This is a genomic window from Pseudochrobactrum saccharolyticum (assembly GCF_008801715.1).
Classification (GTDB): domain Bacteria; phylum Pseudomonadota; class Alphaproteobacteria; order Rhizobiales; family Rhizobiaceae; genus Pseudochrobactrum; species Pseudochrobactrum saccharolyticum.
Map to the genome: position 1 here is coordinate 324,055 of NZ_VZPG01000002.1, position 12,767 is coordinate 336,821.

At 51.6% G+C, this 12,767-nt stretch carries 11 protein-coding genes; 10 read left to right on the forward strand and 1 reads right to left on the reverse strand.

Features of this window, described 5'->3' with window-relative positions; all coding sequences use genetic code 11:
* Positions 1–47 precede the first annotated feature (47 nt).
* Positions 48–449 carry an MAPEG family protein gene (locus F7P81_RS08070; RefSeq protein WP_151159137.1) on the reverse strand — a complete coding sequence of 134 codons (402 nt, stop codon included), beginning with the start codon at positions 447–449 and terminating at the stop codon, positions 48–50.
* A 633-nt stretch (positions 450–1,082) separates the two neighbouring features.
* On the opposite strand from F7P81_RS08070, the gene F7P81_RS08075 reads away from it, so the two are divergent.
* The 10 genes from F7P81_RS08075 to soxR all read left to right on the forward strand — a co-directional run bounded on the left by F7P81_RS08075 (position 1,083) and on the right by soxR (position 12,625).
* Positions 1,083–2,282, forward strand: coding sequence for a septal ring lytic transglycosylase RlpA family protein (locus F7P81_RS08075; RefSeq protein ID WP_246176069.1), 1,200 nt, complete (start codon positions 1,083–1,085; stop codon positions 2,280–2,282).
* A 133-nt stretch (positions 2,283–2,415) separates the two neighbouring features.
* Positions 2,416–3,630 carry a D-alanyl-D-alanine carboxypeptidase family protein gene (locus tag F7P81_RS08080; protein ID WP_151159139.1) on the forward strand — a complete coding sequence of 405 codons (1,215 nt, stop codon included), beginning with the start codon at positions 2,416–2,418 and terminating at the stop codon, positions 3,628–3,630.
* Positions 3,631–3,730: 100 nt separating this feature from the next.
* A complete protein-coding gene (gene tmk, locus F7P81_RS08085; protein ID WP_151159140.1) occupies positions 3,731–4,384 on the forward strand; it encodes a dTMP kinase in 654 nt (217 codons plus the stop codon).
* The gene (locus F7P81_RS08090; RefSeq protein ID WP_151159141.1) at positions 4,377–5,450 is read left to right on the forward strand and encodes a DNA polymerase III subunit delta'; all 1,074 of its coding nucleotides are present in this window, start codon (positions 4,377–4,379) and stop codon (positions 5,448–5,450) included. The genes tmk and F7P81_RS08090 overlap by 8 nt, the downstream gene beginning before the upstream one ends.
* 215 nt (positions 5,451–5,665) lie before the next feature.
* Positions 5,666–7,204 (forward strand): methionine--tRNA ligase, encoded by a 1,539-nt coding sequence (gene metG / locus F7P81_RS08095; RefSeq protein ID WP_151159142.1) that lies wholly within the window; start codon positions 5,666–5,668, stop codon positions 7,202–7,204.
* A 76-nt stretch (positions 7,205–7,280) separates the two neighbouring features.
* Positions 7,281–8,057, forward strand: a complete 777-nt coding sequence (locus F7P81_RS08100) for a TatD family hydrolase (RefSeq protein WP_151159143.1) — start codon at positions 7,281–7,283, stop codon at positions 8,055–8,057.
* 83 nt (positions 8,058–8,140) lie between these two features.
* Positions 8,141–8,965 (forward strand): MBL fold metallo-hydrolase, encoded by an 825-nt coding sequence (locus F7P81_RS08105; RefSeq protein WP_151159144.1) that lies wholly within the window; start codon positions 8,141–8,143, stop codon positions 8,963–8,965.
* A gap of 130 nt (positions 8,966–9,095) precedes the next feature.
* Entirely contained in the window at positions 9,096–10,115 is a 1,020-nt protein-coding gene (locus tag F7P81_RS08110) for a histone deacetylase family protein (protein ID WP_151159145.1), read from the forward strand.
* Between the two features lie 231 nt (positions 10,116–10,346).
* Positions 10,347–12,095: an amidohydrolase gene (locus F7P81_RS08115; RefSeq protein ID WP_151159146.1), complete on the forward strand. Its 1,749-nt coding sequence runs from the start codon at positions 10,347–10,349 to the stop codon at positions 12,093–12,095.
* Between the two features lie 71 nt (positions 12,096–12,166).
* Positions 12,167–12,625, forward strand: coding sequence for a redox-sensitive transcriptional activator SoxR (gene soxR / locus F7P81_RS08120; RefSeq protein ID WP_022712071.1), 459 nt, complete (start codon positions 12,167–12,169; stop codon positions 12,623–12,625).
* Positions 12,626–12,767 lie beyond the last annotated feature (142 nt).

Genomic DNA, 12,767 nt, shown 5'->3' on the forward strand with positions numbered 1-12,767 from the left:
TTCTTTATAAATAAGAGCTTTTTATTTTAGCGACACATAAACCTGCATTATACGAATAGCCCCGTCAGTGCGAAAATTATCATGCCAAGTCCGGCCAGAGAGACAACCCAGATCAGGCTTCGCACATAAGGAATCCCGAAAGCATAAGCGGGAATATAAAAGATGCGCCCGATAACATAAATCCACGCGCCTGCAGTAGTGAGCCCGCTTTCCCGACCGGCAATATGGGCAATAAGCACGGCTGCGAGAAACAGGGGCAGGGTTTCATAAAGATTGCGCTGCGCCCGTTGCAGTCGCGCGGTGATAATACCGACAGGCGGCCCCGCCTCATCACGTGCTCCGGCATTATAGTCCAGACCTGTCTCACCGTTGCGGAAAAACGCAGGAAGTAAAACCTGAATAATTGCTACAATAAGCATGACGACAGCAAGGTTCAGTTCTGTACTCAAACTCTTCTTCCTTCATCGGAGGCAGATGCATTTCCGCAGCATTTCTGACAGCGGTTTATTTCAGGAAAAGATCAAAGCGGAATTTCATCTGTCCCCAGCGAAATATAAACTTGGTTAACGCGGGCACATCAAGAGAAATCCGGTGCCGGGATTTTGGGGCGGATAAAGCTGCTGGCAGATATTTGTTTGTTTCTTCATGGCAATAAACCATTGTTAATAAAGCGAGTTAATCAAATAGGGTTTGTTTTTCTGCTGATTATCAAAAAAGAAATCATCCCCCGAAATACACATAAATAATGAAAGATCTGATTTAAATATGTAGGCGAAAAAACAGGCGGGCAAGGTTTGGGGATTTGCTTTGTGCGGATTTTTAAGATTCTATCAATTAATTCTTGCGAACAGTCGCCAAATGTTGTGCATTTTCCGCTCTGAACAAAGGCGGGATAAAGGTTTTGAAACTGTTTCGTTTTACAAGTGACAGGCTGGCATTGTCTGACTGGTATAAATGACAGGGGAAATGCCGGTTTTGTTGCAGACTGAATGTTGTTGTTTGTAATGGGTTTGAGTAGCGTAATGAAGTCATTTCAGAAACAGCCGCATGGGCCTGTTGCAATGAACAAGAGCGGGGGCCGGATGCTGCATTCTTCTCGGGTGAAACATATTCTTTGTCTTGGTGTGGTAGGATTACTGGTTACAGCCTGTGCCTCTCCCCAGCCGGAAGTGAAGAAGAAAAAGCGCTCCAAGGAATATTTTGCAGAATCTGTCTATGGCGTAAAAGCCAGCCCGCGTGTAGCCAATGGCAAGAAAATCCCGCGCGGCGGCGGCCGCAATCAGGTTGGCAAGCCTTATAAAGTCAAAGACAAGTGGTATAAGCCGAAGGAAGACCCGAATTATGTGAAGGTCGGCCGCGCTTCCTGGTATGGTTCGGCATTTCATGGCCGTCTGACCGCCAATGGCGAGGTCTATGACATGACCCATCTGACAGCCGCGCATCCGACCATGCCGCTGCCAAGCTATGCCCGTGTCACCAATACCGCCAATGGCAGTTCAGTGATCGTACGCGTGAATGACCGCGGCCCTTATTCCAACGAGCGTATCATTGATATGTCGGAAAAAGCGGCTGAAATGCTGGATTACAAGCATCACGGCACCGCGAATGTTAAAGTGGAATATGTTGGCCGTGCGCCTTTACATGGACAGGATGATGCATTCCTGCTCGCCTCTTACCGTCCGGCGGGCGGCGACAACATTGGCCAGCCTGCGACAGGTGTGATGATGGCCATGAACGGCCCGACACCGACATCTGCACCAAACCGTGCAGAACAGGGTGTAGCCAGCGCATTTGACCAGATTTCCGCACAGCCGGAACTGCCTTTCGGTTATGCTGACGGCGCAGCGCCTGTGCTTCCATCTGTTATTCCTGTGCCGCTGGATAAGCCATATGGCCTCTATGCATCTGCGCAGAATGATATTCTGGTCAGTGCCTATGCCGGAAACCGCATCGCTCAGGCCAATGAGGGTATCTATTCCAAAGTGCTGATGCCGGATGCAGCCTCTGCCGAATGGCGCAATGCGCAGGCCGCAAAATATCTGCAGGCCGGTGCGGAGCAGGGTGAGTTTGTTGATCTCGGTACTTTCAGCAGCAAAGACGAGGCAGATCGTATTACCTCTGCGCTTAAAAATATCGGAACAGTCAGCAGCAGCATGACCCCGCAGGCTCAGGGCGATTTATACAGCCTGACTGCAAAATCACGCAGCGGCAATAATGACGCGCTGTTGCAGGCCGCATGGGCTGCCGGTGCAAATGATGCTTTTGTGGTGCGTGCCGAGTAATTTTTTACAATGTGATATATCGTGTTTAAACGTCCGGCTATGCCGGACGTTTTTGTTTCAGCTTCATTGATCGTCAATCATCGTGAACTATTTTTGAGTCTGTTACAGAGAAAAATCACAACCGGAGAACAAGGTGGCCTGCTTTACCGGCACATATGAAAAGACAAAATTTGCAGGAAAGCTGCGTTTTGCTGCTGTGCTGATCGTGAGCCAGTTTATTCTATCTCATGCGCAAAGCGCCGAGCCGCCATTTGCGGTGAAGTCCGAACAGGTTTTGCTGTTCGATTCCGATACAGGCAGCGTCTTATTCGCCCGCAAAGCCGATACGCCGTTTCCACCGGCCTCATTGGCAAAGCTGATGACTGCGGAAGTTGCATTTCATGCGCTGACAACCGGAAAATTGCAGCCGGAAGCCCGTTTTATAGTCAGTGAACATGCGTGGCGCACCGGTGGTGCACCTTCGGGTACGGCAACAATGTTTGCCAAAATCAAATCACAGCTGACAGTCAATGACCTGATACAGGGCATTACAGTGCAATCCGCCAATGACGGCGCGATTGTACTGGCAGAGGGCATGAGCGGCAGTGAGCAGGCTTTCACCGTGCTGATGAACCAACGGGCGCAGGAACTGGGGTTAAAAAGCTCCGTTTTTGCGAACCCGACCGGTTTACCACTGGATGGTGCTACCCAAAAAGTAACGCTGAACGATATGGTGAAACTCGCGCAGCATCTGCATAAAACCTATCCGCAATATTATCCGCTTTATGCGCAAGAGAGCTTTACGTGGAATAATATTATGCAGCGCAACCGCAATCCATTGCTGCGGTTAAATCTGGGTGCTGATGGTCTGGCTATGGGCGGCACCAAGGATTCCGGTTTTTCTTTTGTCGCATCCGCTGAATCCGGCGGGCGGCGCATATTTATCGGGCTGAACGGAGCCAAAACCATTCAGGACAGAACAGAAGATGCTGAAAAGCTGATCCGCTGGGCGATGAATGATTTCGTTAAACTACCGGTTTTTACTGCGGGTACAGAAGTGGCTCAGGGCTCGCTCTATGGCGGAACGCAAGGATCAGTCGGGCTTGTGGTTCATGATGCGGTTTCCGTGCTTGTGCCTGTTCAGGATAAAGGCAAACTGCGCTCGCAAGTGATTTATCAGGGGCCGGTATCGGCACCGGTCTCCAAAGGACAGGAAATCGGCCGGATTCAAGTGCTGCGGGATAAGGAGATATTGCTCGAACGCCCTGTCTTTGCAGCGCAGGATGTGAGTGAGGGAACTTTGCGCAACAAGTCAATGGATGCGCTCTATGAGCTGGCGACAGGCTGGATACGTCGTTTGCTGAAATAAGAGTGCTTGTTTCCTTTGTCAGTTTTATTTGACAAAGCCATGCCTATCCCTCATTAAACTTATAATTATTAACGGTGTACAGCGTAGGAAAATCAGAGCTTTGTCAGGATTGCTGATCACATTTGAAGGCGGAGAAGGCGCGGGGAAATCCACGCAGATTCTTGCTTTGGCTGATCATCTGCGCGCTCAAGGCTTTGAGGTTGTGGTCACGCGTGAACCGGGCGGTTCAGCCGGTGCAGAGGCTGTGCGTCATGTCATCTTGAGCGGCGCGGCAGAAACCTATGGCCCTGCCATGGAAGCGCTGTTATTCGCCGCCGCCCGCAGCGATCATATTGACCAGAAAATCCGCCCTGCGATTGAAGCCGGACAGATTGTGCTCTGCGACCGATTTATTGATTCAAGCCGTGTTTATCAGGGCATCAGCGGCAATCTTGATCCGCAATTCATGCGCTCGGTTGAGCGTATTGCCATTGATGGCACTATGCCTGATCTGACTTTCATTCTCGATATTCCGGCGGATAAGGGCTTAGCCAGAGCAGGTTTGCGCCGTGGCAATGAAGTGGCAGATCGTTTTGAAAAAGAAACCATTGCCACCCACGAAGCGCGTCGTCAGGCATTTCTGGCAATTGCTGCCGAAGAACCGCAACGTTGCAAAGTGATAGATGCGGACCGCTCGGTGCATGAGATCAGCGCTGAAATAGCTGCACTCACCGATGCTGTTCTGAGCCCGCAAGAGGTGTCTGCCCATGGCTGAACAGGCACCCAACAGTACCTATGATGCAATTGACGGTGTTCCTGCACCCAATGCGACCAGTTTTCTGACTGCGCATGAGGAAGTGCGCACATTTCTTGCGCAGGCCTATCAAGAAGGCCGCATGCATCATGCGCTGCTGTTTGAAGGTTTGCAGGGTATAGGCAAAGCGACAACCGGCTTTCATCTTGCCGGACATATGCTGAAATATCCCGACTGTGCATCAGCACCGCAACAACTGAGCACGCCGGATCTGAATGCAGCACCTTACCGCCAGATGTCGCAGGGAATGCATCCGGCGCTGCTGCATATTACGCGACCGTTTGATGCGAAAACCGGCAAATACCGCACGGCGATTACCGTTGAAGAAATCCGCCGTATCACGCATTTTCTGAGCCGCACTTCCGGTGACGGTGCATGGCGCATCGTTATTATCGATCCTGCGGATGATATGAACCGTAATGCTGCCAATGCTTTGCTGAAAACGCTGGAAGAACCACCGGCACGGGCGCTGTTTATTCTGATTTCGCATTCATCAGGCCGCTTGCTGCCAACGATCCGTTCGCGCTGCCAGTCACTGGCTTTCAAACCGCTGAATGATAATGAGCTGAAGCGCGCGCTGGAAGTTGCAGGCAGAGATGTCGGCATTGATGTGCAGGATCAGGCTTATTTCGCTGCACTCAGTGCACGGGCGGAAGGTTCTGTGCGCAAAGCTTTGTTGCTGGTGGCACACGGCGGGCTTGAGATCACCGATACAGTTGATGCTGTACTGAGCGGCAATCATTTTGATCTGCCAAAGGCGCAGGCGCTTGCCTCTGTGCTTGGTGGCCGTGAAGCCGATGTGCAGAACCAGCTTTTCCTTGAATATTTGCTGGATAAGGCTGCCGCGCAGGCACTTGTTCTTGCTGAACAAGGGCAGGCGGTGCAAGCCAGCCAGTGGTCGCAATTCTGGGATGATCTGCGCCGCGAGGCGATGGAAACGGAAAGCTATAATCTCGACCGCAAACAGGCGGCACTGATTATGATGGAAAAGATGCACCGCGCTATGCGCAGCGGCATGCCGGTCTGAGGTTTGAGACCGGCTGATGCCGCCGAGCAAACCGGTCACTGTGAAAGGGCTGAAATGCGCCATTCACAGGATCAAAAAACCGCATAAACAAGCATGAGTTTCTGAATTCGATGCATTTAGTGCTGACTTACGGTCTGACATGCGATATGCCGGTTTTATCAGTTATCATCATATTGACTTCATGAGATAAAATATCTCGACAAGACGGATCCGACATGAGCCGCGAAAAATTTTACATCACTACCCCGATCTTCTATCCGAACGGCACGCCGCATATCGGCCATGCCTATACATCGATTGCCACCGATGCCATGGCGCGCTTCCAGCGTCTGGATGGCAAAGATGTGCTGTTCCTGACCGGTACAGACGAACATGGTCTGAAAATGCAGCAGACCGCCGAAAAAGAAGGCATTACGCCGCTTGAACTGGCTGACAAAAACTCCGCCGTGTTCCGCGAAATGCTGGCAAAAATCGGTTCCAGCCATGACCAGTTCATCCGCACCACGGAAGAACGTCATTACAAAGCCTGTCAGGATATCTGGGAGCGCATGGTCGCGAATGGCGATATCTATCTCGACAGCTATGCCGGCTGGTATTCGGTTCGTCAGGAAGCTTATTTCGACGAGAGCGAAACAACTGTTGGTGAAGATGGCGTTCGCCGTGAGCCTATCGGTTCACCGGTGGAATGGCATGAAGAAGAAAGCTATTTCTTCCGCCTGTCCAAATACCAGCAGCCGCTGATCGAATATTTTGAAAAGCATCCGGAATTTGTCGGCCCGTCTGAGCGCCGCAATGAAGTGCTGAGCTTCATCAAATCCGGCCTGCGTGATCTGTCCGTTTCCCGCACCACCTTTGACTGGGGTGTGCCGGTTCCGGGCAATGACAAGCATGTGATGTATGTCTGGGTTGATGCGCTGACCAACTATCTCACCGCTATCGGCTATCCGGATATGGATGCGGAGAAGGCACAGTTCTGGCCTGCAACTGCGCATATTCTCGGTAAAGACATTGTGCGCTTCCATGCAGTTTACTGGCCAGCATTCCTGATGTCTGCCGGTCTGCCTCTGCCGGAACGTGTTTTCGCGCACGGCTTCCTGTTCAACCGCGGCGAGAAAATGTCGAAGTCGGTCGGCAATGTGATCGATCCGTTTGCCTTTATCGACCGCTATGGTCTGGATCAGGTGCGCTACTTCTTCCTGCGTGAAGTGCCTTTCGGTCAGGACGGCAGCTACAATCACGAAGCGATTGTCAACCGTACCAATGCCGATCTGGCCAATGATCTGGGCAATCTGGCACAGCGCTCGCTGTCGATGATCGCCAAGAACTGCGAAGGTAAAGTGCCGGAAAAAGCTAACTTCCATGAGGAAGATACGGCTATTCTGAAACTGGCTGAAGAAGCAATTGAACTTGCCCGTAATGCGATGAAGGTTCAGGCCATTCATCAGGCGCTGGCGGCAATCTTCAATGTTGTATCAGAAGCCAATCGTTACTTCGCAGCTCAGGAACCTTGGGCACTGCGCAAGACCGATCCGGTACGTATGGGCACAGTCTTGTATACGACCGCAGAAGTGCTGCGCCGCGTTGCAATTATGACTCAGGCCTATATCCCGACATCTTCAGCCAAGCTGCTGAATATTCTGGGTGTTGCAGAAGATAAGCGCAGTTTCGCTGATCTCGGCGATGTGCTGATCAGCGGTGCTGAACTGCCTGCACCGGAGCCGATCTTCCCGCGTTATGTGGAAACTGAAGAGTAATATCTTATATCAGATACGGGCGAATTATCGCCCGTATCATTTTCCCGAGTGCTAAGCCTCGGGCAGGACTTTTATTATGCTTGTAGACAGCCATTGCCATCTCGATTTCGCTGATTTTGCAGAAGAGCGTGACGCGATTATTCAGCGTGCTCTCGATGCCGGTGTCGAAAAGATGATCACCATCTGCACCCGCGTTAAGAAGTTTGATCAGATTTTAGCGCTCGCGGAGAGCTATGATCCGCTTTATTGCTCGGTCGGCACCCATCCGAATAATGCCCATGAAGAACTGGATGTAACCGCTGATGAGCTGGTACGTCTTGCGCAGCATCCGAAAGTTGTGGCAATCGGTGAGGCAGGCTTAGATTATCACTATGATTATTCAACACCGGAAGCGCAGCGCCAAGGCCTGCTGACACATATTGAAGCGTCGCGCCGCACGCAATTGCCGCTGGTGATCCATGCCCGCAGTGCGGATGAGGATATGGCAGTATTATTGCGTGAGGAAACCGCTAAAGGCGCGTTCCCGTTTATTCTCCATTGCTTCTCGTCCGGCATTGAACTGGCACGCACCGGCGTTGAGCTTGGCGGCTATGTGTCTTTCTCAGGTATTATCACCTTCAAAAACTCTGCCGAAATTCGTGAAGCCGCAAAAATCGTGCCGCATGATCGTTTGCTGGTAGAGACTGATGCACCTTATCTGGCACCGATGCCACATCGCGGCAAACGCAATGAGCCATCATACGTTGCGCATACAGCTGCGGTTCTGGCGGATGTCATTGGTGTGAGCGATGCGGATATCCGCCGGATGACCGGTGAGAATGTGCTGCGTCTGTTTACCAAAATACCTCGCTGATTATGTTCGTTCAAACTATCAGATAATCACTTCAACCTTTTGATATTTAATTATTAAAAGGCGTATAAAAGCGGAACTGGCACATGTCTGACTTCTATCGCTTTACGGTTCTTGGTTGCGGCTCATCTCCGGGTGTGCCGCGTCCGAATGGCGATTGGGGTAAGTGCAATCCGGACAATCCGAAAAACCGCCGTCGCCGTGCATCGCTGCTGGTGGAGCGTGTCAGCCCCCATGGCACAACGCGTGTGGTGATCGATACGGGGCCGGATTTTCGCGCACAAATCATTGACGGGCTGGCAGGCAAAGCAGACCGTCATATCGATGCGGCGATCTATACGCATCCTCATGCCGACCATATTCACGGTATTGATGATTTGCGCAGTTTTGTGCTCGACAGCAAGAGCCTGATGCCGATCTATACAAATCGTCTGACGCTCAACCGGCTTTATGAGGCTTTCGGCTATTGTTTCGCCACGCCCTTCGGCTCAAGCTATCCGCCAATTCTTAAAGCCCATGAAATCGGTAATACCGAGAGTTTCACCATTAACGGGGCAGGCGGTCCGATCCGCTTTAAACCCATGCCGATGGTACATGGCGATATTACCAGTCTCGGCTTTCGTATTGAAAATGTGGCCTATTGCTCGGATGTGAATGAGTTTCCGCCGGAAACAGCAGCATCTCTGGAAAATCTGGATGTTTTGCTGATTGATGCTCTGCAACACAGGCCGCACCCGAGCCATTTCAGTCTGGATGAAGCGCTGGAATGGGTTTCACGCCTGAAACCGCGCCGTGCTATTCTCACCCATATGCATGTGCCGCTGGATTATGATGAAGTGCGCGCTCTTGTGCCCGAGAATGTCGAGCCAGCCTATGACGGTATGGTTTTTGAAGCCCCCGCAAATCACTGATTTAGCTCAGCCTGTTGTTTTTATTTGCAATCGGGCAATCCTCTCCGTAGTTTCCTGTCGTGCAGTTATTTCAGGAGGCCATATTCGCAGATATGGAGCAATAATTGCAGCATGAGGAGGAAACTGATTTATGAAATTTACATTTGCTGAGCCTCAGCGCGCGCATAATCCGGCCATGTTTTTATCTGCCGGTGTCCGCAAACCCAATCCGGAAGTGCCTGAGCGCATACAGCGGCTTTTAACCGGCGCTAATGATGCCGGACTTGCAATGATTGCAGCGCAGGATCACGGTCTGGCACCGGTCAGCGCCGTGCACAGCCCTGAATATCTGGAATTCCTGCAGGTCATTTACGGGCAATGGCAGACAATCAGTGGCGCATCCGATGAGGTCATTCCGAATATCCATCCGAACCGCCGCGATTTTTCCTATCCGACATCACCGGTCGGTCGTGCTGGCTATCATATGGCCGATACGGCCTGTCCGATTGCTGCAGATACGTGGAATTCTGCTTATTGGAGTGCGCAGACGGCAATTGAAGCTGCCAAACTGGTGCAGAATGGCGAGCCTGCAGCCTATGCGTTGTGCCGCCCGCCCGGTCACCATGCCTATGCCGACATGGCTGGAGGCTTCTGCTTTCTGAACAATTCCGCGATTGCTGCACAGGTATTGCGCGAGAGCCATGACCGCGTGGTTGTTCTCGATGTGGACCTGCATCACGGCAATGGCACGCAGGGCATTTTCTATCACCGTGCCGATGTGATGACCGTTTCCATCCATGTTGATCCGGCGGTTTTCTATCCGTTTTTCTGGGGTCATGCCTCAGAGCGCGGTGAGGGCGCAGGCCTTGGCTATAATTACAACCTGCCTTTGGCACGCGGTTCCGGCAATCAGGAATTTCTCGATGCACTGGATCTGGCATTGGATCGTATCCGCGCCTATCGGCCGGGTGCTTTGGTTCTGGCGCTTGGGCTTGATGCTTCCGAGCATGATCCGTTTGGCGGTTTTACCGTCAATGAGCAGGGTTTCACCAGCATTGCCCAGAAATGCGCAAGTCTGAACCTGCCGACAGTGATTGTGCAGGAAGGTGGTTATATCTGCGATCAGCTGGGCGGAAATCTCACGCATTTTCTGCGCGGCTTTGGCGGATAATCTGCATTCAATGAATATTTGCTGAGCAGGCGGTCAAGAAACTGCCTGCTCAGTCAATAAAATTGTTTAAACGAAATTGATTTTGTGTATATTCAAAGCTGTTTTATATAAATTTCATTTGTATTTATTGTTATTTTAAAATTATTATTACTTTTAGTTTTATTTGATCTTACATATATGTGCGTTCAGGAATAATCCGGCATCAAATAATCCTTACAGGGGAAATATCCGATGTGTTTAGCCTGCAATCCCGGAGTTACAGCCATTCTGAGAAACGCCGCATCACGGCGTAATTTTTTGAAATATATGGGAGTGGCGGCCACTTCTGTTTTCGCCGCCTCAGTTATGGAAAGCAGAACAGCGCTGGCCGCAGCTTCTGACGGATCCGCTGATGTGATCTTTAAGGGCGGCACTATCCTCACCATGAATAAGGAGAATGCCCGCGCTGAAGCTATTGCCATTCGCGGCGATACTATTCTCGGCGTCGGAACGGCTGAGGACATGCAGGCTTTAAGCGGTTCTAAGACGCGTATTGTTGATCTTGGCGGCCGCACATTAATGCCCGGTCTGATTGATCCGCATATGCATTCGACCTTTGTGGTGCTGGATGACTGGATTGACGTCAGCCCGATGGCCACACCGACCTTCAAGGATGTCTGGCTTCAGCTGAAAGCTGGTGTGGAGAAGGCAAAATCAGGTGAATGGATTCGGGCGAAGAATTTTGACCCCAGCATCACCAAAGATGCCCGCCCGCCGACAATGGCAGAGCTTGATGCACTGGCGCCAAATAATCCGTTTTTCATGATGGAGAGTAACGGACATATTGCCTATGCAAACAGCGCCGCCATGAAACTGGCAGGCATTACGGAAGACACCAAAGACCCTTCCGGTGCACGCTTTGTGCGTGATGCAAATGGCAAACTCAGCGGCAGGCTTGAAGAGAGCGCGGCGCAGGAACCATTTATCGAAAAGATGCCGCAACCAACGGCAGCGGAAGTACAGAAACGCATTCGCGGATTATTCGATCATGCGGCATCTGTGGGCTGCACAAGCCTGCATGATTGCAGCATTGGCATGCTGTCCGGCGTCAATGATATTGCGCTTCTTGATGCCGTGATGGCTGATAATCCGCCGGTGCGCTATCGCGGGATGCTGATTTCAACATTGATGGATGAATGGGACAAGCTTGGTATCAAACCCGGTCATGGCAATGACCTGTTCCGCATTGATGGTGTCAAAGCCTGGGCGGATGGCTCCAATCAGGCAGAAACCGGCTATCAGCGCGAGAATTATCTGGGCAGCAATAGCCGCGGGGCACTGAATTACAGCCTTGAGCAAATCACCGAAGTCATAAAGCGTGCCCATGATGGCGGCTGGCAGGTCGGTGTCCATGCCAATGGTGACGGGGCAATTGATACGGTGATTGAAGCCTATCAGACCGTGCTGCAAGGGTCGGCACCGAATGATCTGCGCCACCGGATTGAGCATTGCAGTGTTCTGCATCCAGAGCAGATGGAGAAAATGGTGCGGCTTGGCCTGTCGCCGTCTTTCCTCATCGGTCATGTGCGATGGTGGGGCAAGGCCTTCCGTGATCGCATTCTGGGGCCGGAGCGGGCGAAATATTATGATCCTTGCGCCTCGGCTCTGGCAGCCGGTTTGCGTATTTCGCTGCATTCCGACTGGAGCGTAACGCCGATTGAACCTCTGCGCTATGTGCAGGATGCGGTTGCCCGTGTGATGAATGAGGGCGGCGGTGTCTTCTTCTCCGACGAATGCATACCGGCAGAAGCCGCATTGCGTGCTGTAACCATTGATGCTGCATGGCATTGCCATATGGATGATAAGGTTGGCAGCCTTGAAACCGGAAAATATGCGGACTTCGCCATACTGGAACAGGACCCGACTAGCGGCGTGAAAGATATCGGCAAAATCAAAGTCAGCGAAACATGGATGGCAGGCGAGCAGCGCTATACAGCCTGACATTTTCGTGAGTGCCTGTATTTATTGCGCAGCCTGATTTACCATACCTCATCCATTCTTGAGGTTTGATTATGTCATCGGGTAAACTCAAAGAAACGCTGACGGTGGGCGATGTTGCCCGCCGCAGCGGTGTTCCTGTTTCCACTATCCATTTTTATGAAGCAAAAGAGCTGATAGCCGGATGGCGCACCGCGGGTAATCAGCGGCGCTACCACCGTGCGGTGCTGCGCCGTATTGCTATTATCCGCATTGCCCAGCGTGCCGGAATTTCCCTGTCGATTATCCGTGATGCACTGGAAGATCTCCCGCATGACCATGTGCCGACAGCACGGGACTGGCGGCAATTTACCAATGCATGGAAAGATATGCTGGAGGAGCGCATTGTCAGCCTGATGCAGCTGCGCGATCAGATTGCCACCTGTATCGGCTGCGGGTGCCTTTCTCTGGCGGATTGTCCGTTGCGCAATCCGGATGATGAACTTGGTGAACAAGGGGCAGGGCCGCGCCGCCTGCTGAGAAAAAAACTTTAACACAACAATACAAATACGGCTTGACCTCAACTTTGGTTGAGGTTCTATAAGCGTGTCGGTGCTTGCGACGACTTGTCATTTTTGGCCGGTTGTCACGGCATTCTTTTGAGATGCTGCATGAATTTCTCCGTGAAAAATCCGG